This window comes from Saccharopolyspora sp. NPDC050642 (assembly GCF_040654735.1).
GTDB lineage: Bacteria > Actinomycetota > Actinomycetes > Mycobacteriales > Pseudonocardiaceae > Saccharopolyspora > Saccharopolyspora elongata.
Window position 1 is genome coordinate 1 of record NZ_JBFAIN010000023.1, and the last position, 20,867, is coordinate 20,867.

The 20,867-nt window shown below is 70.6% G+C and carries 18 protein-coding genes; 10 read left to right on the top strand and 8 right to left on the bottom strand.

Features of this window, described 5'->3' with window-relative positions:
* Nucleotides 1-172: 172 nt before the first annotated feature.
* From AB0H93_RS28630 to AB0H93_RS28640, 3 genes are all read right to left on the bottom strand, one after another.
* Entirely contained in the window at nucleotides 173-847 is a 675-nt protein-coding gene (locus tag AB0H93_RS28630) for a DedA family protein (RefSeq protein ID WP_358576468.1), read from the bottom strand.
* Between the two features lie 123 nt (nucleotides 848-970).
* Entirely contained in the window at nucleotides 971-2,551 is a 1,581-nt protein-coding gene (dacB, locus tag AB0H93_RS28635) for a D-alanyl-D-alanine carboxypeptidase/D-alanyl-D-alanine-endopeptidase (protein ID WP_358576469.1), read from the bottom strand.
* Nucleotides 2,552-2,732: 181 nt separating this feature from the next.
* Complete coding sequence (locus AB0H93_RS28640; RefSeq protein WP_358576471.1) at nucleotides 2,733-3,341, bottom strand: LysE family translocator; 609 nt, start codon at nucleotides 3,339-3,341, stop codon at nucleotides 2,733-2,735.
* A gap of 92 nt (nucleotides 3,342-3,433) precedes the next feature.
* Between AB0H93_RS28640 and AB0H93_RS28645 the strand changes: the two genes are divergently transcribed.
* Nucleotides 3,434-3,946, top strand: a complete 513-nt coding sequence (locus AB0H93_RS28645) for an Lrp/AsnC family transcriptional regulator (protein ID WP_358576472.1) — start codon at nucleotides 3,434-3,436, stop codon at nucleotides 3,944-3,946.
* Nucleotides 3,947-3,976: 30 nt separating this feature from the next.
* Here the strand turns inward: AB0H93_RS28645 and tesB are convergent, their stop codons facing one another.
* Nucleotides 3,977-4,915 (bottom strand): acyl-CoA thioesterase II, encoded by a 939-nt coding sequence (gene tesB / locus AB0H93_RS28650; RefSeq protein WP_358576474.1) that lies wholly within the window; start codon nucleotides 4,913-4,915, stop codon nucleotides 3,977-3,979.
* Nucleotides 4,916-4,987: 72 nt separating this feature from the next.
* Nucleotides 4,988-6,409, bottom strand: coding sequence for a pyruvate kinase (pyk, locus tag AB0H93_RS28655; protein ID WP_358576475.1), 1,422 nt, complete (start codon nucleotides 6,407-6,409; stop codon nucleotides 4,988-4,990).
* Between the two features lie 74 nt (nucleotides 6,410-6,483).
* On the opposite strand from pyk, the gene AB0H93_RS28660 reads away from it, so the two are divergent.
* A complete protein-coding gene (locus tag AB0H93_RS28660; protein ID WP_358576477.1) occupies nucleotides 6,484-6,855 on the top strand; it encodes a VanZ family protein in 372 nt (123 codons plus the stop codon).
* Here the strand turns inward: AB0H93_RS28660 and AB0H93_RS28665 are convergent.
* Nucleotides 6,833-7,555 carry a DUF2461 domain-containing protein gene (locus tag AB0H93_RS28665; protein ID WP_358576478.1) on the bottom strand — a complete coding sequence of 241 codons (723 nt, stop codon included), beginning with the start codon at nucleotides 7,553-7,555 and terminating at the stop codon, nucleotides 6,833-6,835. The two genes, AB0H93_RS28660 and AB0H93_RS28665, sit on opposite strands and share 23 nt — an antisense overlap.
* Nucleotides 7,556-7,908: 353 nt before the next feature.
* Here AB0H93_RS28665 and AB0H93_RS28670 point away from each other — a divergent pair, with 353 nt between their 5' ends.
* Nucleotides 7,909-8,262 carry a DUF4440 domain-containing protein gene (locus AB0H93_RS28670; RefSeq protein WP_358576480.1) on the top strand — a complete coding sequence of 118 codons (354 nt, stop codon included), beginning with the start codon at nucleotides 7,909-7,911 and terminating at the stop codon, nucleotides 8,260-8,262.
* A 6-nt stretch (nucleotides 8,263-8,268) separates the two neighbouring features.
* On the opposite strand, the gene AB0H93_RS28675 is transcribed toward AB0H93_RS28670, so the two are convergent.
* Nucleotides 8,269-9,372 (bottom strand): Gfo/Idh/MocA family oxidoreductase, encoded by a 1,104-nt coding sequence (locus AB0H93_RS28675; RefSeq protein ID WP_358576481.1) that lies wholly within the window; start codon nucleotides 9,370-9,372, stop codon nucleotides 8,269-8,271.
* Nucleotides 9,373-9,488: 116 nt separating this feature from the next.
* On the opposite strand from AB0H93_RS28675, the gene AB0H93_RS28680 reads away from it, so the two are divergent.
* The 3 genes from AB0H93_RS28680 to AB0H93_RS28690 all read left to right on the top strand — a co-directional run bounded on the left by AB0H93_RS28680 (nucleotide 9,489) and on the right by AB0H93_RS28690 (nucleotide 13,367).
* Complete coding sequence (locus AB0H93_RS28680; RefSeq protein WP_358576482.1) at nucleotides 9,489-10,073, top strand: TetR/AcrR family transcriptional regulator; 585 nt, start codon at nucleotides 9,489-9,491, stop codon at nucleotides 10,071-10,073.
* Between the two features lie 52 nt (nucleotides 10,074-10,125).
* Entirely contained in the window at nucleotides 10,126-12,480 is a 2,355-nt protein-coding gene (locus AB0H93_RS28685) for a LuxR C-terminal-related transcriptional regulator (RefSeq protein ID WP_358576483.1), read from the top strand.
* 188 nt (nucleotides 12,481-12,668) lie between these two features.
* Nucleotides 12,669-13,367 (top strand): transglycosylase SLT domain-containing protein, encoded by a 699-nt coding sequence (locus tag AB0H93_RS28690; protein WP_358576484.1) that lies wholly within the window; start codon nucleotides 12,669-12,671, stop codon nucleotides 13,365-13,367.
* Nucleotides 13,368-13,376: 9 nt separating this feature from the next.
* Here the strand turns inward: AB0H93_RS28690 and AB0H93_RS28695 are convergent, their stop codons facing one another.
* Nucleotides 13,377-14,072 carry an FCD domain-containing protein gene (locus AB0H93_RS28695; RefSeq protein ID WP_358576485.1) on the bottom strand — a complete coding sequence of 232 codons (696 nt, stop codon included), beginning with the start codon at nucleotides 14,070-14,072 and terminating at the stop codon, nucleotides 13,377-13,379.
* A gap of 160 nt (nucleotides 14,073-14,232) precedes the next feature.
* On the opposite strand from AB0H93_RS28695, the gene AB0H93_RS28700 reads away from it, so the two are divergent.
* From AB0H93_RS28700 to AB0H93_RS28715, 4 genes are all read left to right on the top strand, one after another.
* Nucleotides 14,233-15,630: a gluconate:H+ symporter gene (locus tag AB0H93_RS28700; RefSeq protein WP_358576486.1), complete on the top strand. Its 1,398-nt coding sequence runs from the start codon at nucleotides 14,233-14,235 to the stop codon at nucleotides 15,628-15,630.
* 135 nt (nucleotides 15,631-15,765) lie between these two features.
* Nucleotides 15,766-18,054, top strand: coding sequence for an ATP-binding domain-containing protein (locus tag AB0H93_RS28705; protein ID WP_358576487.1), 2,289 nt, complete (start codon nucleotides 15,766-15,768; stop codon nucleotides 18,052-18,054).
* Between the two features lie 77 nt (nucleotides 18,055-18,131).
* Nucleotides 18,132-18,617, top strand: a complete 486-nt coding sequence (locus AB0H93_RS28710; protein WP_358576488.1) for a cupin domain-containing protein — start codon at nucleotides 18,132-18,134, stop codon at nucleotides 18,615-18,617.
* 56 nt (nucleotides 18,618-18,673) lie between these two features.
* The gene (locus AB0H93_RS28715; RefSeq protein WP_358576490.1) at nucleotides 18,674-20,809 is read left to right on the top strand and encodes a helicase-associated domain-containing protein; all 2,136 of its coding nucleotides are present in this window, start codon (nucleotides 18,674-18,676) and stop codon (nucleotides 20,807-20,809) included.
* The last annotated feature ends 58 nt before the right edge of the window (nucleotides 20,810-20,867 follow it).

The window sequence follows — 20,867 nt, forward strand, 5'->3', positions numbered from 1 at the left end:
CCGAAGGGGCGGCCGCCAGGCCGGGCTTGACCTCCGGCCCGCAGCCCCCACAATCCACCCATCGCGGGGATGGCCCCAAAACACACCAAACCTCTGAAGGTCCCAACCCACAACCAAAAAAGAACAGGCCCCCGGGAAGCCAACCCAAGAGCCCGCCCAACAACCCCCAGAATCAAGCCGCAGACTCAACGTCCTCCAGCTCGCCATCCACCCCAGCCTCCGAAGCCGCAACGGCCCGCTGCGACCGCCGCCGCTTGGCGTACCAAACCCCCACCCCGACAAGCACCACGACAACGACCAGCACCCAACTGGCCCGCCCCAGCATCTCCTCGATGTACTTCGCCGAAGCCCCGGCGGCCCATCCGATGCTCACATGCGTCGCGGACCAGGCGATCGCCCCGATCAACGACGACACGAAGAACCGCGCGTACGACATGCCGCTCGCCCCGGCCGCGGCCGGCATCAGGGTCCGCACCACCGGCAGGAACCGCGCCACCAGCACGGCCCCCACGCCCCACTTGCACAGCAGCTCCCCGGCCCGGTCCCAGTGCTTCTGGCCGAGCTTGCGCACCACCTTCGTCTCGCGCATCTTCAGCCGGTAGCGGCGCCCGAGCCAGAATCCGATGTTGTCGCCGACCGCCGCGCACACCGCGACGACGGAGGCCAGCAGGATGAAGAACCCGACGTCGGTCACCGCCGCCGAGGCGATCAGCAGGCCGCTCTCGCCGGGCACCAGGAAGCCCAGGCCGAGGGTGCATTCGCCGAGCACCAATGCGCCGGTCACCAGTACCAATAGCGGCTTCGGCAAGCCTCCGACGACTGCCAGAATGTCGCTGATGAAGGTCACGGGACGGGCTCCTCGGCATGCGTGCTGGCTTGACCCCGTTCACGCTACCGGCGTAACCGCGCCCCGGTCTCCGGAATGCCCCTTAGCCTTCCCTGAGACCGGGGTCACACCAGCCCTTCCGGGTCAGCACGCCTTCACCCACGAGCATTCCAGGGCACTTTCGTCGACCGGCGTGCCCGGGTCGTCGACGTGCGTGCGCGACTTCGGCACGTGCACCCGGCCGCTCGGCCGGTCGTCGGCGCCGTCGTACTCGGCCAGCCGGATCGCGATCGCGTCCTCCAGATCGCGCGGGGAGCCGCCGAGGAAGTCGTTGAACACCACCGAGAAGACCAGTTCGCGGCCGTTGGCGGCGGTGACGTAGCCGGACAGCGACGTGACCCCGGTCAGCGATCCGGTCTTGGCGTGGACGTTGTTCTGCGCCGCGGTGCCGCCCATCCGGTTGCGGAGCGTGCCGCCGACCATGCGGTCCGCTACCCCGGCGACCGGCAGCGCGTCGTACCAGGACCGGAACCAGGGCCGCTCGCGCGCGTTGTCCAGCAGCAGGGCCAGCTGTTCCGGCGTCACCTGGTCCATCGTGGACAGACCGGAGCCGTCCACCACGCGCAGCACGTCCGGGTTCACGCCGAGGCCGCTCAGCTTCTCGGTCAGCACTTCCAGCCCGGCCGACCAGCTGCCCTCGCCGCGGGCTTCCCGCCCCATCGCTTTGACCAGGACTTCCGCGTGCCCGTTGTTGCTGAGCTTCAGGAACGGGACCAGGAGTTCCCGCAGCGGCATCGACTGCCTCGAGGCGAGCGCCCGCGCGTCGGCCGGCGCGGTCCCCTCCCCCGTCCCCTTGATCGTCACGCCGTGCGCGGCCAGCGCGCGGGCGAAGACGTCGGCGGCGTACGCGGACGCATCCGGCACCGAGGTGAAGTCTTCGAACGGCGGCGACCCGGCTGGCACGTTCCCGGTCACCACCACCCGGGAACCGCCGTGGTCGCGCTGCACGGTCACGTCGGGTTCGCCGTCCGCGGCCGAAGTGGTGGTGCGGTTGTCGATCTGCACGACGCCGGTGGCCGGTTCCAGCCGCACCTCGGCCCGGCTCCCCTCGACCGTCGGGCTGACCCGCACGAGCGCGGTCCCGGCGTCGAAGTCGGTGTTCGGCGCCGCGGTCAGCGCGGAAACCGGTGCGGCGTAGTAGTACGGCTCGTCGTCCCACGCCCAGCCGGTGCCCAGCGGCACGTCGTCGAACCAGGTGTCATCAGCCAGCAACCGGCCGTGCACGACCCGAACCCCGGACGCCGCAACCTGTTCCGCGAGCCGTTCGCAGTCGGCGGCGAGCAGCGTCGGGTCGCCGGTGCCGCGCAGGTAGAGGTCGCCGAGCAGCACCGGCCCGTTCTGCCGCCCGGCGGTCACGACGTCGGTGCGGAACCGGTAGTCCGGCCCCAGCGCCTCCAGCGCCGCGGCCGAGGTGAGCAGCTTCGCGTTCGACGCCGGGGTCGCGCGGTCGGTCGCCTGCCTGCTGTAGAGCACCTCGTCGGTGGCCGGGTCGCGCACCACGACCCCGGCGTGCGACCCGTTCAGCCGCTCGTCGGCGAGGATGTCGTCGAGGTCGACGCGCAGCGCGTCCGGCCCGCTGGGCGCCGCTCCGGACGGTGCTACGAAGGCGACAGACGCGCCCAGCGCCGCAGCGAGCCCGAACGCCAGTCCCCACCGTCGACGCATGAGCAGCTCCCTCGGCTCGCTCGAAACAGATCATGCAGAGTAAGCACGATCATCACAGGCGGTCAACGGAACTGCTCAATGCTGACGTGGAAACCAACCGGTCCTTGGTGAAGACCTCAGCAACTCCCGCAGGGGGCCGCCACCCGCACCGTCGCGAAAAACGAGTTCGCCAGACAGGTAATCAGCCGACGGCGATCGCGGTCGCCATGGCCAGCAGCGCACCGCCGCAGCACCGCTCGAAGACCTTCCGCCGGCGCGGGTCGGACAGGAAGGCGGACAGCCACTGCACCGAGGGCACCACGACCAGCCACCAGGCCGCGAACGCGGACACCGCGACGCCGCTGAGCAGCGCGGCCTGCTGCACCGGCTCCGCCGCCGGGTCCATGGCCTGCGGCAGCAGCGTCAGGAAGGTCAGCATGACCTTCGGGTTGAGCACGTCGGTCAGCAGCCCGCGCAGGAAGACGGCGCGGCCGGAACTGGGCACGTCCACCTCCGGGGCCCCGGCCACGGCTCCGGACTTGCGGAGGATCTGCAGGCCCATCCAGCCCAGGTAGGCGACGCCGATCACCTTCACCACCAGCAGCGCCGCGGGCACGGTCATCACCAGCGCGGACAGCCCCAGGGTCGCCGCCGTCGCGTGCAGCAGCAGCCCGCAGGTGACGCCCGCCGCCGCGAGCCAGCCCCAGCGCGCGCCGTTGGCGGCGTTGCGCGTCACCAGCACGAAGTCCGGCCCCGGTACCAGGACGATCACCAGCAGCGCCAGCAGGAACGACCCCCAGGCGATGTGCACGACTGCTCCTTCGAATCGAATCAGCGGTGGATTGCCCATATCTTCCGCCGTTCGTTCGCCGTCTTGCCAGCTACGCCGTAGCATGTTCGGTTGTGCAGGAGTCTGTAGAACTGGATTCGGTTGACTGGCGGATCCTGGAGGAGTTGCAGAACGACGCGACCTTGCCGAACCGGGCGCTCGCCGAGCGGGTCGGGCTGGCGGCTTCCAGCTGCCTGCAACGGGTTCGGCGACTGCGGGAACAGGGCGTGATCACCGGGTCGCACATCGACGTCAACCCGGCGGCGACGGGGCTGGCGCTGGAGGCGGTGGTGGCGATCAACGTCCGCCCGCACACCCGGCAGGTCGTCGACCAGTTCCGGGAGTTCGTGATGGGGCAGCCGGAAACCCGCTCGCTGCTGCACGTCAGCGGTCAGGCGGACTTCCTGCTGCACGTCGCGGTCGCGGATACCAAGCACCTGCAGGAGTTCCTGGTGGACAAGCTCGCGTCCCGCACCGAGGTCCGGCACTTCACCAGCTCGATCGTGCTGGAGCAGCTGCACACGCGAGCGCTGACGCCGCCGCGGCAGCTGCGCCCGAAGCGCCGCCGCCGGTCCGGCGATGGGTGATTTCCGCAGTTTCAATTGAAACTGCGGAAATCAATCGCCGACGCGGAGCAGGCCCTCTTGCACGACGGTCGCGACCAGCTGGCCGTCGCGGGAGAAGAACCGGCCGGTGGCCAGGCCGCGAGCGCCGGAGGCGCTGGGCGAGGCGCAGTCGTAGAGCAGCCACTCGTCGGCGCGGAAGCGCCGGTGGAACCACATCGCGTGGTCCAGGCTGGCGCCGTTGACCTTGTCCAGGCCCCAGTACACGCCGTGCCGGGCCAGCACCGCGTCGAGCAGCGTCATGTCGGAGGCGAAGGCCGCGATGCACACGTGCAGCAGGTCGTCGTCGGGCAGCACGCCGTCGGCGCGCATCCACACCTGGCTGCGGGCCTCGCGCGGGCCGTTCTCGCGGCTCACCCACGGCGGCTCGGTCACGTAGCGCACGTCGATCGGCCGCGGCTGGGCGCGCCCGAGCTTCTCGATCATCGAGCCGATCTGCTCGCCGTAGGTCGGCAGCGTCTCCGGGTCCGGGACCTCGGGCATGGGCTCGGCGTGGTCGATGCCGTCCTCGTCGACCTGGAAGGACGCGGACAGCGAGAAGATCGCCTTGCCGCGCTGCACGGCGACCACTCGTCGCGTGGTGAACGACCGGCCGTCCCGGGTGCGGTCCACCTCGTAGACGATCGGGATGCTCGGGTCCCCGGGCCGGATGAAGTAGGCGTGCAGCGAGTGCACCCGCCGTTCCGGCGGCACCGTGCGGCCTGCGGCGACCAGCGCCTGGCCGGCGACCTGACCGCCGAACACGCGGACCGGCGACGAGGCCGGGCTGACGCCGCGGAAGATGTTCTCCTCGATGCGTTCGAGGTCGAGCAGCGCGACCAGGCTGTCCAGCACCGGTTGACCGTGCGGCATGCCGTTGACGTCGAGCGGAACCTCGCCCTGCAGGTGGGTTCCGGCCGGATCGGCCGCGGCGGCTCGGGCAGCTTCGGTCACTGCGCGCTCCTCGGGGTTGTACGCCGGATCTCCGGACGGGAGCGCCGGGTGGCTCCCGTCCGAGAATGCGGATCAGACGTGGTCTTCCTCGCCCAACCGGTGCACGCGGATGAGGTTGGTGGAACCGACCGTGCCGGGCGGCGAGCCCGCGACGACGACGACCATGTCGCCGCGCTGCGATCGGCCGATCGACAGCATCGACTGGTCCACCTGCCGCACCATCTGGTCCGTGGTGTCCACCTTAGGCACCAAGAACGTCTCCGTCCCCCAAGTGAGAGCGAGCTGACTCCGCACTGATTCCTCGGGGGTGAACGCCAGCAGCGGCAGCCTGGTGTGCAGCCGGGCGAGCCGGCGCACGGTGTCGCCGGACTGCGTGAAGGCCACCAGTGCCTTGGCGTTGAGGCGTTCGCCGATGTCGCGCGCCGCGTAGGAGATGACGCCGCGCTTGGTGCGCGGGACGTGGCTCAGCGGCGGCGGTGCCGTCGATCCCGCCTCGACCGCTTCGACGATGCGCGCCATCGTCTGGACGGTCTCGATCGGGTAGCGGCCGACGCTGGTCTCGCCGGAGAGCATCACCGCGTCGGTGCCGTCGAGCACCGCGTTGGCGACGTCGGAGGTCTCCGCGCGCGTCGGACGCGAGTTGTTGATCATGGAATCGAGCATCTGGGTCGCGACGATGACCGGCTTCGCGTTCTCCCGCGCGATCCGGATCGCCTTCTTCTGGACCAGCGGCACGTGTTCCAGCGGCAACTCGACGCCGAGGTCACCGCGGGCGACCATGACGCCGTCGAAGGCCAGCACGATGGCCTCCAGGTTGTCCACCGCTTCCGGCTTCTCCAGCTTCGCGATCACCGGGACGCGGCGGCCGACCCGGTCCATCACCTGGTGCACCAGGTCGATGTCGGCCGGGCTGCGGACGAAGGACAGCGCGATGAAGTCCACGCCCAGCTCGAGCGCGAACTCCAGGTCCTCGATGTCCTTCTCGGACAGCGCGGGCACCGAAACATCCATGCCCGGCAAGGAAATTCCCTTGTTGTCCGAAACCGGACCACCTTCCGTCACCTCGCAGATGACGTCGGTGTCCTCGACGCCGGTGACGGTCAGCCCCACCTTGCCGTCGTCGACCAGGAGTCGGTCGCCGACCTTGGCGTCGTTGGCGAGGCCCTTGTACGTGGTGGACACCCTGTCGTGGGTGCCCTGGACGTCGTCGACCGTGATGCGCACGATGTCGCCGGTCCGCCACTCCACCGGCCCGGCAGCGAACTTGCCGAGTCGGATCTTCGGTCCCTGCAGGTCGCCCAGGATGCCGACGGCGCGACCGGACTCCTTGGCCGCGGCTCGGACCATCTCGTAGACCTGCTGGTGATCGGCGTGGCTGCCGTGGCTGAAGTTCAGCCGGGCGACGTCCATTCCGCTGCTGACGAGCTCAGCCATCTTCTCCGGTGTGGCGGTGGCTGGGCCCATGGTACAAACGATCTTGGCTCGTCGACTCACGTTATGCCAGCGTAGTCTGTTGACCGACGCGCGCAGCACGCAGCCATGCCTGTCGACGTCGATCGGGGAGATCGTTGCTGGATCATTACAGAACCCGGCTCACCCGGATTCCGTTCGGGGTCGCGGTGCTGGCCAGCCTGCTCATCCTGTTCATGCCGGCGTCCGGGGTGCCGACCGCGCCGCCGGGCACCGACAAGGTGGTGCACTTCGCGTTGTTCGCGGCACTGGCCGCGACCGGCCGGATCGCCGGGTTCCCGACGTCGCGGCTGCTGCCGGTGCTGGTCGGCTACGCGATCGCGTCGGAGATCATTCAGGGCCTGCTGCCGATCGGGCGCAGCTGCGAGGTCGCCGACGGCCTGGTCGACGTGGCGGGCGCGGCGGCGGGCTGGGCGCTCATCACGGCGGCGCGGCGGGTGCGACGGGTCAGCGACGCTTCTTCTCGGTGACTCCGATGTGGTCGGCGCACCACTGGTTGAGCTCGCGCACCGCGCTCCAGGACTGCCGGACCCGGTCGATGCAGGCGCGCTCGTGCAGGACGTCGTCGGCTTCCCAGTCGCGGGACGCGTAGAGCGTGCGATGCCGCAGCAGGTCCAGCCGGGGATGCCCGGCGGAGAACCCGCGCGGCCGGCTCTTGAGCGTCTCCCCCGCGATCTCCCAGCCCTGCCTGACGAGCGCGGCCAGCAGCGACCGCAGCCGCTCGCCGTGGATGTCGGTGTCGACCGCGGCGCGGAACCGGGCCAGCTGATCGGACTCGGTGTGGTAGCAGCCCCCGGCGACGAGCATCCCGTCCGCGTTGACCTCGACGTAGTAGGCGCCGCCGCCGCGCCCCAGCTCGATCACGGCGCCGCAGTGCGTCTTGTAGGGCGACTTGTCGGCGCTGAACCGGACGTCCCGGTGCGGCCGGAAGACCTTGCCCTGCCCGAATCCCGGCCCGAACTCGGGCTCCAACTCGGCGAGCAGCGCCTCCATCGGCGCGCGGACCTGCTCCCGGTAGAACGCGAGGTTGTCGTTCCAGTAGGCCTTGGCGTCGTGCACCTCTCGCTGCGAATCCACCAGGCCGGCCTGGACCCGTTCGAGCCCTTCGAAGAACTCGACCACTCCCCTGCCGAAGCCCTCGAACCTCTGCCCCGCGATGTCGCCGCCCACTGCTCCTCCCCCTTCGCCCCGACGATGATCCGCGATCGCCCGCCGTTCGCGCACCGGGGGGTGGAGAAAGAACTGCGGCGCCCGACCGAACCTGGGGGTTGCCGGTCAGGCGCCGCAGCCATGAACCGGTCATCGACTGCGACCCCGATGACCGATATTCAAAAGACGCGAACGTCACTCGCGTGCCCTAACAGTAAGCACGCCATATGGCATATACCAACTCAACACGGAATATGCCACCCCTTCGGGCGAAAAGCCGTCCGCCACTCGCCCGGATCACGCGAGTCCACTGTGGCCACTCGCCGACCGCACGAGCGGAAATTCACGCGACCGCGGCCTTAGGCTCGGAAGCCATGGACGAGGACTTCGAGACTGTCATCAACAGCGAGCTCGAACTGCTCACCCCCGGGGTTCGCGCGGACGACGATGCGGTGCGGGCGCTGCTGCACGAGGACTTCCGCGAGTTCGGCGCATCCGGGACGATCTGGGACCGCGAGACGGTCGTGCGCTCGACCCGCGCGAGCAGTTCGACGCCGATCCAGGCGGACGACCTTCGGCCGGTGCGGCTCGGCCCGGACGCGATCCTGCTGACCTACACCGCGCGGATGGAAGACTCGGCCTCCCTCCGGACGGCCATCTGGATCCGCGCGGACGGCGCCTGGAAGCTGCGCCACCACCAGGGAACGCGCCTTCCGTCGAGGTCGTGAACCGGTTCAGCCGAGCGCCTGGCGGGCGCCGGAGGCCGCCGAGGCCCGGATCGCGTCGAGGACTCGGTGCAGGCGGAGGCCGCGAGCGAAGTCCGGCGCGACCTGCTCGCCGGTGCGCAGCCCCTCGGCGATGTCCTCGTACACCGCCGCCACGTTGCGTGCCTCCTGCGCGACCGGGCGGACCGGCGGCAGCTGGACCGCCTCCCACGGCCGGCCCGGCTCGGCGGACACGCGGAGTTCGAGGTCGCTCATCTGGACCTGGGTGCCGCGCGGATCTTCCGCGCCGGTCGAGGCGATGGCCAGACTTCCTTCGGTGCCAACGATTTCCAGCAGCACTCGCGGGTCCGCGACCTCGCCGTCGCGGATGTTCGCCGACAGCGTCGCACCGGAGGCCAGCCCGGCGTGCAGCACCAGGTGGTCCGGGCTGTCGACCGCCACCGGCTCGCCGGTCTCGGCCACTACCTGGTCCGGGAGCTGCAAGGACAGTTCAGCGGACAGGCGGGCGATGTCGCCGAGCAGGTGGTCCAGCACGGACAGAACGTGTCCACCGTGAACTTCCAACAGTCCGGCGGCATTGGCCGACTGCAGCGTGTAGACGGCCCAGGCCGGCACCTTCCCCGTCGCCCCCTTGCCGCGAGCGCTGTGCACCGCGGCAGAGGTGATCCGCCCCAGCGCGCCCTTCAGGAGCAGTTCCCGGGCGTGCTGGATCGCCGGCGAGTACAGCGCCTGCAGGCCGATCACGTTGTGCACGCCGGCTGTCTTGGCGCCTGTCACCAGGACCTCTGCCTCCTCGGTGGTGCGCGCCAGCGGCCACTCGCAGTAGACGTGCTTGCCCGCGTCCAGCGCCGCCTGGACGAGTTCCAGGTGCTTGGGCACGCGGACCGTGACGACGACCAGATCTACGTCCGGGTGCTCGGCCAGCGAACGCGCGTCGGCGAAGGCGTGCTCGGCGCCGAACGCCGCAGCCGCGCGCCGGGCGCTCTCCTCCCTGCTGGTCGCGACGGCGGTCAACTCGTACTGGTCGAGCGCGCGCAGCGCCGGGACGTGCGCCCGCCCCGCCCAGCCCTGGTCCGGGTTGGCCCCGATGATCCCGACCTTGATCCTGCCCACGACATCCTCCAACCGGACCTAGGAGGTCCGTTTCATTCCGACGAACCGGACTCGACAAGTCCGTTTCAGCCCGGAGTCTAACCGGACTCGTCAAGTCCGGTTGCTAGGGTGGTCCGGTGAGCGCGGTGGAACGACTTCTGAGCGAGGATGCGCCGCGGGCGGACGCGCAGCGCAACGTGCGGCGGCTCGTGGTGGCCGCTCGCGAGGCGGTCGCCGAGGTCGGCGTCGGCGTGACCGCGCACGAGATCGCCCGCAGCGCCGGTGTCGGGATCGGCACCTTCTACCGCCGGGTGCCCTCCCGGGAGGCCCTGCTGCAGGCGGTGGTCGAGGACACCATCTACGAGATCGTCGGCCTGGCCCGCCAGGCGCTGCAGGATCCGGACCCGTGGCACGGGTTCTGCAGCTTCGCCGCCGAGTTCGTGCAGCTGCGCGCGATGAGCTGCGGGATCAACGAGGCGCTGGGCGCGGACTGCGCGCTGACCCTCGACCAACCGCTGGCCGACCTGCGCGAACAGATCCGGCTGCTCGTCGAGCGCTGCCAGCAGGCCGGCGCCGTGCGCGGGGACGTGCCGTGGCAGGACGTGCCGTTCGCCCTCACCTCGGTGATGACCGGGAACCGCACCATCGGGCTGCCCGCCGCCGACGACCAGTGGCGGCGGAACCTGCGCATCGTGCTCGCCGGGCTCCGGGCCACGGCCTAGCACCGGAACAAGATCCCAGGTCAGGGGTCGCGCAGCGGGTTAAGCTCGGGACGTGGTCTCCACTGCTCGAGCCCGTGCGCGGGAGCCAGCGGGCAACCTCCCGGCCGACGTCACGAGCTTCGTCGGCCGGCGTCGCGAGATCACCCTCACCAAGCGCCTGCTCGCCGAGTCCCGGGTGGTCACCCTCACCGGCCCCGGCGGCGTCGGCAAGACCCGGCTGGCGATGCGGGTCGCGGGCAACATGCGCCGCACGTTCCGGGACAAGTCCTGGTGCGTCGAGCTCGAGGGCGTCCGGGACGGCTCGCTGGTGGTCGACGCGGTCATCGAACAGCTCGGCATCGGCGGCCCCACCGGCGGGGAGGACATCGACACCATCATCGAGCAGCTCAAGTCCCGCGAGATGCTGCTCGTGCTGGACAACTCCGAGCACGTGATCGAAGACGTCGCGCTGCTGGTCGACGCGGTGGTGCGCTGGTGCCCCGGGGTGCGGGTGCTGGCCACCAGCAGGCAGTCCCTCGGGATCGCCGGCGAGGCGACCCTGGTCGTCCCGCCGCTGCAGGTCCCCGACATCGAGCACCTGCCGCCGCCGGAGGCCTACGAGCAGTTCGCCTCGGTCCGGCTGTTCGTCGACCGGGCCAGGGCTGCGGTCCCCGAGTTCGAGGTCACCGCCGACAACGCCACGGCGCTGATGCGGCTCTGCCACCACCTCGACGGCAACCCGCTGGCGATCGAGCTGGCGGCCGTCCGGCTGCGGTCGCTGTCGCTGCAGCAGCTCGAAGAGCGCCTGGCCGAGCGCTACGACCTGCTCACCGAGGGCCGCCGCGGCGCACCGGCCCGGCAGCAGACGCTGCGCGCGCTGATCGACTGGAGCTACGAGCTCGCCTCCGACCAGGACCGGCTGACGTGGGCGCGGGTGTCGGTGTTCTCCGGCTCCTTCGACCTGGCCGCCGCCGAGCACGTGGCCGGCAACGGGCTGTCCGACGCCGACGTGCTCAGCGCGATCCACTCGCTGGTCGACAAGTCCGTGCTGATGCGCGAGGAGGAAGGCGGCGAGGTCCGCTTCCGGCTGCCGCACACCCTGCGCGAGTACGGCCAGGACAAGCTCGCGGAGTTCGGCGAGCTGGAGACCATGCAGCAGCGGCACTGCTCCTGGTACGCCGACCTGGCCGGGCGCTTCGCCGCGGAGTGGATCGGCCCGGACCAGGTCGCCTGGGTCAACCGGCTGCGCAGCGACCACGGCAACCTGCGCGTGGCACTGCGCACGGCCGCGGCGAATCCCGGGACCGCCGGGGCGGCCCTGCGGATGTGCACCGACCTGTGGCAGTACTGGGGCATCCGCGGCCTCAACGGCGAAGCCCGGCACTGGCTCGACCAGGTGCTGGCCACCACGCCCCGCGAGATGCCCGAGCGGGTGCGCGCGCTGCGGGTCAGCGCCTGGTTCGCGCTGCTGCACGGCGACGTGGAGACCGTGCAGCCGACGCTGGAGCAAGCGACGGTGCTGGCCACGCAGCGCGGCGAGGAAACCGAGAAGGCGCATCTGACGCTGGTGCGCGGGATGGCGGCGTTCGCCCAGAACGACTCGCCGCGGGCCGCCGCGCTGCTGGAGGACGCGCTGGGCCAGTTCCGCAAGCACGAGATCTCCGTCGGCGAGCTGTTCGCCCTGTTCGGCCTAGGCCTGATCAAGGGCCTGGGCGAGGATCCCGAGGCTGGGCTGGGCGTGCTGGCCGAAGGCATCCGGCTGTCGGGTGGCCTCGGCGAGCTGTACTGGCACTCGTACCTGTTGTGGGCGTCGGCGCAGGTGGAGGCGCGGCGGGGCGACCTGGAGCGGGCGGAGACCGCGGCGAAGGAGGCGCTGCGCCTGCAGCGCAAGCTGGACAACCGGCTGGGCATCGCCTTCAGCATCGACACGCTCGCCTGGATCGCGCAGCAGCAGGGCAGGCACGACCGCGCCGCCCGGCTCTTCGGCGCGGCTTCGGCCGTGTGGGACGCGGTGCGCGCGGCGCCCGGCTTCTGGGCGCGGTTCGCCACCGACCACGACGAGCACGAGGCGCAGGCCCGGACCGCGCTCGGCGAGTCGGCCTTCCAGGAGGCGTTCGACCGCGGCCACCAGCTGTCGGTGGCGCACACCGTCGACTTCGCGCTGGAGGTCAAGCGGCACGCGCGGCCGCGCGCCGAGGACAACGTGCACCCGATGCCGCTGACCCGGCGGGAGCAGCAGATCGCGGAGCTGGTCGCGCAGGGCAACACCAACAAGGAGATCGCCGAGAGCCTGGTGATCGCGCAGCGCACCGTCGAGGGCCACGTGCAGAACATCCTGACCAAGCTCGACTTCTCGTCCCGCGCGCAGATCGGCGGTTGGGTGGCCGCGCAGAAGGCGAGTGACGCGAGCGACATCGCCCCCAGATAATCTCACTTTAGGTAGTCGTAACCACTCGAAATGTCGCCCATCTGGGCGAATCTAGGTATTCGTGTACGTACAAACCTCGGTGCGCGAACACTCTCCGTACCGGATTCTCGGTTCTCGTGACCCCCGACGAACCGAACACCCCCGATCGAAGTCCCCGACAGGCCGGGTGGCACCGCTGGGAGAGGGCGGTGCCGCAGACGGCGAACTGGATCCGCGCAGCGTTCCTCGGCGACTCCGCGGACCGGCAGCACCGCGTCCCCCCGAAGATGCGGTCGTTGCAGGTCGGTGCCGCCGTCGCCGCATTCGGCGTGATCGGCGTCTTCGCCGGCACCGCCGGCGCCAAGACCGAAGCCCCCACGGTCGAAGCCGCCGCGCACTTCGCCCCGCTGGCCGAGCAGCTCCCCGCCCCGGCCGCCGTCCCACCGGCCCCCGAAGCCGCCCCGGCCCCCGCCGCGCAGCCCGCCCCCGAGGCCGCGCCCGAGCCGGCCAAGCAGGAACAGCCCGCCGAGCAGGTGGCGGAGAAGCCCAAGGACCAGATCGGCGCCTGGATCGACGAGGCGATCGGTGTCCTGGACCAGCACGGCATCCCGCGCGACCAGATCGACGCGGACGCGATCCGCACGATCATCATGCACGAGTCCAACGGCAACCCGAGCGCCACCAACAACTGGGACTCCAACGCGGCGTCCGGCACCCCGTCGATCGGTCTGATGCAGACCATCGAGCCGACCTTCCAGTCCTACGCGCTGCCCGGCCACGGCGACATCTACAACCCGGTCGACAACATCATCGCGGCCACCCGCTACGCGATGACGACCTACGGCTCGGTGGCCGACGTCCCCGGCGTCGCGGGCCTCCGCTCCGGCGGCAGCTACTCCGGCTACTAATAGCCGCTACTAGGCGTCGGTCAGCCCCAACAGGGTTCCTTCCAGGGCTTCGGCGACCAGTTCGCGCATGGCCCACTCGGCCCGCGCCCGGTCACCGCCGCGGATGCACTCGGCGATTTCGCAGTGCAGCCGCACGGCGACCGGGCGCGGGTGTTCGGGCATCAGCCCGTGACCTGCGCGCCACCGCAGCAGTTCCTCGACGACCTCGTGCAGCTGGGCGAACATCTCGTTGCCCGACGCCGTCAGCACCAGCCGGTGGAACGCGACATCGGCGTCCATGAACGTCTCCAGGTCGCCGGCGCGCGCCGTGGCGACCATCCGCTCGGCGAGGCCGACCAGGCGCGCGGCGTCCTCGTCGTCGCAGCGCTGCGCGGCGGCCGCCGCGGCCATCGGCTCCACCGCGGTACGCAGTTCCGCCAGCGTCTTCAGCTGCGCCGTGCGGTCGGCGGCCAGCAGCCACCGGATGAGCAGCGGGTCGAAGGCGTTCCAGTCCGCGCGCGGCCGGACCACGATGCCGACCCGCTTGCGGCCGATGACCAACCGGATCGACGCGAGGCTGCGGACCACCTCGCGGGCAACGCTGCGTGAGATGCCGAAGCGCTGCTCCATCTCGTCGATGCGCAGCACGCCGCCCGGCCGGTGGACGCCTGCCGCGATCTCGTGACCGAGCTCGTCCAGCACCTTGTCGTGCAGCCCTCCGGCCATCCGGCACGCCCCTTTCGCCCTTGAAATCGCCATCAAACATAGGCGCTCCGGGCCGGGTGACCCGCCTAACAGACATACTTAATCGGTCAACACGCCAATAAAGTCATACTTATTGCTTTAGGCTGTGGCGCGCACCAGCTGCTCAACGAGGAGCCCCTCTATGCCAAGCCTCTCCGGCACCCTCGCCGTCCTAGCCCAGGCACCCGGCGCGTGGACCACCCAAGACACCCGGCTGCTGGCCGCCGCCATCGCGGGCATCGCGGTGATCGTCGTGCTGATCAGCTGGGCCAAGCTGCATCCGTTCCTGTCGCTGGCCCTGGGCGCCGCCGCCCTCGGCGTCGTCGCCGGGATGCCCTTCGACGACCTCGTGGAGACCTTCACCAAGGGACTCGGCAAGACCGTCGGCGACGTCGGCCTGCTCGTCGCGCTCGGCGCGATGCTGGGCAAGCTGCTCACCGACACCGGCGGCGCCGAGCAGGTCGTCGAGACGGTGCTGCGCCGCACCACCCGGCGGACGCTGCCGTGGGCGATGGTGTTCATCGCCGCACTGCTGGGCCTGCCGATGTTCTTCGAGGTCGGCGTCGTGCTGCTGGTCCCGGTCGTGGTCATGGTCGCCAGCCGGTCGAACCAGCCGATGCTGCGCATCGGCATCCCCGCGCTGGCCGGGCTGTCGATCCTGCACGGCCTGGTGCCGCCGCACCCCGGCCCGCTGGCCGCCGTCGACGCGCTGCACGTGGACATGGGGCTGACGCTCGCGCTGGGCGTCGTCGTCGCGATCCCGACCGCCATCGTCGCCGGTCCGCTGTTCGGCTCCTACATCTCGAAGCGCGTCGAGCTGCCCCCAGCGACGCACCTGCTGGGCAAGTCCCAGCTCGACGCCTCGCCCGAGAAGCGGCCCGGGTTCTTCGCGTCGGTGTCGATGCTGCTGCTGCCCGTCGTGCTGATGCTCGGCAAGTCCGTCGCCGACCTGCTGCTGCCCGAGGACACCGTCGCCTACCAGGTGCTGGACACCATCGGCACGCCGATCGTGGCGATGATGCTGACCGTGCTGATCGCGATCGTGGTGCTCGGCACCGGCGCCCGCTTCAACCGCAACCGGCTGTCCGACGTGATCGGCAGCTCGCTGCCTGCGATCGCCGGGATCATCCTGATCGTCGGCGCCGGCGGCGGCTTCAAGCAGACCCTGGTCGACTCCGGCGTGAACAACATGATCACCGACTTCGCCAGCGGGGCGCACCTCTCGCCGCTGGTGCTGGGCTGGCTGATCGCCGTCGGCATCCGGGTCGCGACCGGCTCGGCGACGGTGGCCACCATCTCGGCGGCGGGCATGGTCGCGCCGCTGGTGATGGGGCTCCCGCCCGCGCAGGGCGCGCTGGTCGCGCTGGCCATCGGCTCCGGGTCGCTGTTCCTGTCGCACGTCAACGACGCCGGGTTCTGGCTGGTCAAGGAGTACTTCGGGATGACCGTCGGGCAGACCCTGAAGACCTGGTCGGCGATGGAGACGCTGCTGTCGGTGACGTCCTTCGCCGTGATCCTCGGCCTGTCCGCGGTGCTGTGACCCCGCGGTCGTGAGCGCGCGGGCCCCGCTTTCGCGCTCACGACCGCGCACGCCGGGCGAGGTATATTGGCGGGTCGGGCCTGCGCGTCGCACGCGGGCTTCTCCCCCCGACCCTCCCCAGCACGAGGTGGCGAATTGTCCAACGCCCGAGCCGATCGGGATGCCGTCCGCACGCAGGAGATCGCAACCGAGCAGCAGTACCTCACGATGCTGTACGCGAAGCTCGACGCGCTGCGGCAGGAAACCACGCAGCGCCTGAAGGACACGCTGCGGGACAGCGGCGGACCGCCGCAGGCGCGCACCGAGCGCGACATCTCCACCAGGATGTACACCGACAAGCTCACCCAGCTGAGCGCGGTGGAGCACGGGATGTGCTTCGGGCGGCTGGACCTCGACGGCGGCGAGACGTTCCACGTGGGCCGCCTCGGGCTGTTCGACGAGGACAACGAGTACGAGCCGCTGCTGCTGGACTGGCGGGCCCCGGCGGCCCGGCCGTTCTACCTGGCCACCGCCGCCGCGCGGGACGGCGTCCGCCGCCGGCGGCACCTCCGCACCAGCTGGCGGAAGGTGCTCGACTACGAGGACGAGGTGCTCGACCTCGACACCGCCGAGCAGGGCAGTGACCTGGGCCTGGCCGGCGAGGCCACGCTGCTGGCCCGGCTCGACGCCCGCCGCACCGGGCAGATGCAGGACATCGTCGCCACCATCCAGGGCGAGCAGGACCGGATCATCCGGGCCGGGATGAACGGCGTGCTGGTGGTGCAGGGCGGCCCCGGCACCGGCAAGACCGCCGTCGCGCTGCACCGCGCCGCCTTCCTGCTGTACACCTTCCGCGAGCAGCTGTCCAAGCGCGGCGTGCTGGTGGTCGGCCCGAACCAGACGTTCCTCCGCTACATCGGGCAGGTCCTGCCGTCGCTGGGCGAAACCGGCGTGCTGCTGTCCACTGTGGGCGGTCTCTACCCGGGGATCACCGCCACCGGCGCGGAATCCGCGCGGGCGGCGGAGATCAAGGGCCGCGCGATCATGGTCGAGGTGCTCGCCACCGCGGTCCGCGACCGGCAGCAGGTGCCCGCCGACTACACCGAGATCACCTTCGACCGCGAGGCGCTGCGCATCGACCGGCGCACCGCGACGCAGGCGCGCACCCGCGCCCGCCGCTCCCGCAAGCCGCACAACCTGGCCCGGCGGATCTTCCGCAACGAGATGTTCTCCGCGCTGACCCTGCAGGTCGCCGACCGGCTCGGCCGCGACCTGCTGGACCGCCGCGACCTCGACGACATCAACCGCGAACTGCGCGCGGATGCGGTGGTGGGCAAGGCGCTGGACGAGCTGTGGCCGGAGATCACCCCGCAGGAACTCCTGGACGACCTGCTGTGCTCGCCGGAACTGCTGGCCTCCGCCACCCACAAGCACCTCGACGACGCCGAACGCGACGAGCTGCTGCGTCTGCCGGGCACGCCGTGGACGCCCGGCGACGTGCCGCTGCTGGACGAACTCGCGGAGCTGCTCGGCGAAGACGACGCCCAGGCCCGGGCCGAGCGCGAGCGCCAGGAGCGCGAGGAACTCGCCTACGCGCAAGGCGTTCTGCACATCATGGAGCAGGACGAGGAGCTCGCCGACGAAGAGCGGCTGCGCGTCTCCGACGTGCTCGACGCCGAGCTGCTGGCCGAGCGGTTCCGCAGCAGCAGCGACCTGACCGCCGCCGAACGCGCGGCCGACGACCGCACCTGGACCTTCGGCCACGTCATCGTCGACGAGGCGCAGGAGCTGTCGCCGATGGCGTGGCGGGTGCTGATGCGGCGCTGCCCGAGCCGGTCGATGACGCTGGTCGGCGACGTCGCCCAGACCGGCGCCCTGGCCGGGGCCGACTCCTGGCACGAGGTGCTGCACCCGTACGTCCAGGACCGCTGGAAGCTGGTCGAGCTGACCGTCAACTACCGCACCCCGGCCGAGATCATGGCCATCGCCACCGACGTGCTGTCCGAAATGGACACCGACCTGGTGGCGCCGCGCTCGGTGCGCACCAGCGGGCACCGGCCGTGGACCCGCCGGATCCCGGCCGCCGACCTCGGCGCCGAGCTCCCGGCGGTGATCACCGACGAGCTGCGCGAGATCGGCGAAGGCAGGCTCGCGGTGCTGCTGCCGCCGGAACTGCTGGCCGGGATCGGGCCGCAGCTGGCGGAATCCCTGCCGGAGGCGGTGATCGGCACCCGGCCCGACGACCTGGAAGCACCGGCCGTCCTGCTGACGGTCGACCAGGCCAAGGGCCTGGAGTTCGACTCGGTCCTGGTGGTCGACCCGGCGGCGGTCGTGGCGGACTCCGAACGCGGCCTGAACGACCTCTACGTGGCGCTGACCCGGGCTACCCAGCGCCTCGGCGTGGTCCACCCCGACGAGCTCCCGGCGGTGCTGCGCGGCATGTGAAACCGTGGTCGCAAGTCGGCGCAAAGCACGCCACCAAGATCACCAAAGACGTCGGCAACCTGGGTCACAATGCCCTCATGACCGATCATCAGGCTCCCGCCCGTCCACTGCTGTGCCGTCCCCAGGACGGGGAACTCATCGACGTCGCCGGTGTCGCGCACTTCTTCCGCCTCACCAGCGAGCACACGGGCGGGCACTTCGCCTTCGAGGAATTCAGCCTCGCTCCCGGCATCATCGGCGCCAGGCCGCACGTGCACGACGGACACGACGAGTACTTCTACGTCCTTGAGGGCGATCTGACACTCCACACCGGAGACGGCGAGGTGACGGCCGGCTCCGGACATCTGCTCGCCGCCACCCGCGGCACCCCGCACGGCTTCCGCAACGCGGGCCTGGTCCCCGCACGCGCCCTGTGCCTCTACACCCCCGCCGGCTACGAGAACTACTTCCGCGACGTCCACGCCGCCGTGAGCGCCGGGGCCGAGGCGACCGACGAACTGCTGGCCGAATTCCGCAGCCGTTACCGGACCCGCTCCCACCAGGTTCCCCCGAACACGCCTTAGCTAGTCCCATCTGACCGGCGGTAAGGCGCCAGAACACGCATGACACACTCGGCCGGGTGGATTCCGATCTCGTCCGGTGGCTTCGCAGTCTTGGCCGCGACGGCCTCGCTACGTTGCTGAAAAGCCGGCCCGAGTCAGTGGAAGCCCGCTCGCTACCCGCTCTGGCGGCCATCCTCGACTCCCCCGGCGCTGTGCAGCACGCGTTGGAACAGCTCGACTCCGGGTGTAGTGCGGTGCTCGGAGCGCTCTGCACCCTCGGGGACGGGTGCACCTGCGGCGCGATCGAGGAGTTGCTCGGCGACGACCCGGAAGTCGATCGCGCACTGCAGGCTCTGCAGGAACAGGCCCTCATCCGGCCGAACCCACCGGGAGCGTTCCGGCTTGCCGCACCGCTGCGCGCCGCCCGCATTGCGGGGCTGGGCCGCCCGGTCGCGCAGCTCCTCCACCCGCACGTGAGCAATGCCGTCCGCGGTATCGCCGAAGCCCTCGGATTGGCGCCCGCCAAGAGGAAGGCCGACACGGTGCAGCGGATCGAAGATTTCATGCGGGATCCGGCGAAGGTGTCCGCCGAGCTCGCGAAAGCACCCGGCCCGACCGTTGGGCTCGCCGTGGAGTTGGCACACGCCGACTCCCTCCTCGGCTACTCGCTCGGCGACCCGTCGCCGCGGAGCCCGGAGGTGCGCTGGCTGGTCGACCGGGGTTTTCTGGTCAGCCAGAGCCAGTACGCCGGTTACGGCGGCCCGTTCGAAATGCCCCGCGAGATCGGGCTGGCGCTGCGCGAGTCCGCGGACAAACCGGTGCTCCGGCCCGAACCCGCGATGCCGCCTACCACTCTGGTCGACTCCGTCGAGATCGACGAGGCGGCGACGTTGGCCGCAATCGCATTCGTCGACGGAGTGGCTCAGCTGCTCGAACACTGCGCCGCCAACCCGCTGGCGCAGCTGCAGAACGGCGGAGTCGGCCTCCGGGTGCTCAAGCAGGCCGCCAAGGCCCTGCGGACCGACCAGCACCAGGTCCGGCTCTGGTTGGAGACTGCCGCCGCAGCCGAGTTGCTCAGCATTGATGGAGCCGGCTGCGTCACTGCGTCAAACCTCGCCGATGATTGGCAGCAGGCAACACCCGCACAACGCTACGCCCACCTGGCGCGAGCCTGGTGGAAGCAGCCGGCTGCGGCCATGTTCAGCAAGGTCATGGACAAGCCCGATCCGGCGCTGCTACCGCGCCCCAGCTCGTTCGACCGCAAGTTCCGCATGGACCTGCTGGCAGAGCTTTCCCGTTGGGAAGCGAGTACCGCATTGGGCGAGCCGAACCTGATCGGCGAGAAGCTGGCCTGGAAGCGACCGGTGCTCTACTGCTGCGCGGACTGCCTGGTCGATCCCATCCAGGTCAACTGGGCCGAGGCCGAAGCCATCGGCGCGATCGCCTGCGGGGCACTGTCCACATTGGGCCGTTGCGTGGCCGACGAGGAAGCGCTGCTGTCGGCCGCCACGCGACTACTGCCCAGTGCGCGGGAATCCGCGCTGCTGCAAGCGGACCTGACCGCGGTGGTGGGCGGTACGCCCAGCGGCCGACTTGCCGCCACCCTGAACCTGATGGCCGACCCCGAAGGCCGGGACACCGCATCGACCTGGCGGTTCAGCCCCGAATCCGTCCGGCGAGCGATGGACCAGGGCCACACCGCCGAGGACCTGGTCGACAAGCTCACCGCAATCGCCCACACGAATCTGCCGCAACCGCTGGAATACCTGATCATGGATGTCGGGCGGCAATTCGGCCAGTTGCAGGTCCGAAACGTGCGCTGCTGCGTGCTCGGCGAGGAGGCTCTCCTGCTGGAAATCAGCGAAAGCCGTTCGCTGCGTGAGCTGTCGTTGCACGCCTTGGCGCCGACCGTGCTCGCATCGAGCAAACCTGCGAAGGAGACCCTGGCTGCGCTGCGGAAAGCGGGATATGCCCCGGTGCAGCAGAAGACCGACGGCACTGTCGCGGTCGAGCGCACCGTCGACGACCACCCGCCGATGCCCGTGGAACAGCCTTTCTACCCGGCTGCGCCGGAACCGCTGGCGGAAGCCGGACTCCGCGAACTCGCCGAGCACCTGCTGGCCCAACCGGACGAGACTCCGTCCGCAGCCGCGCTCCCGGTCGGTCCCTGGATCGACTTCCGGATCATGCCGCCAGACTTTCCGACGACATGACGAAGCGCCCACCCGGTCGGATTGATACCGGATGGGCGCTTCCTTTTCAGCCCTGGAA

Excerpts from the sequence above, each read along its gene's own strand:
- AB0H93_RS28670 (WP_358576480.1), top strand. The coding sequence starts at position 7,909 with ATGGACGAGGACTTCGAGACTGTCATCAACAGCGAGCTCGAACTGCTC.
- AB0H93_RS28695 (WP_358576485.1), bottom strand. The coding sequence starts at position 14,072 with ATGGCCGGAGGGCTGCACGACAAGGTGCTGGACGAGCTCGGTCACGAG.
- dacB (WP_358576469.1), bottom strand. The coding sequence starts at position 2,551 with ATGCGTCGACGGTGGGGACTGGCGTTCGGGCTCGCTGCGGCGCTGGGC.
- AB0H93_RS28710 (WP_358576488.1), top strand. The coding sequence starts at position 18,132 with ATGACCGATCATCAGGCTCCCGCCCGTCCACTGCTGTGCCGTCCCCAG.
- AB0H93_RS28700 (WP_358576486.1), top strand. The coding sequence starts at position 14,233 with ATGCCAAGCCTCTCCGGCACCCTCGCCGTCCTAGCCCAGGCACCCGGC.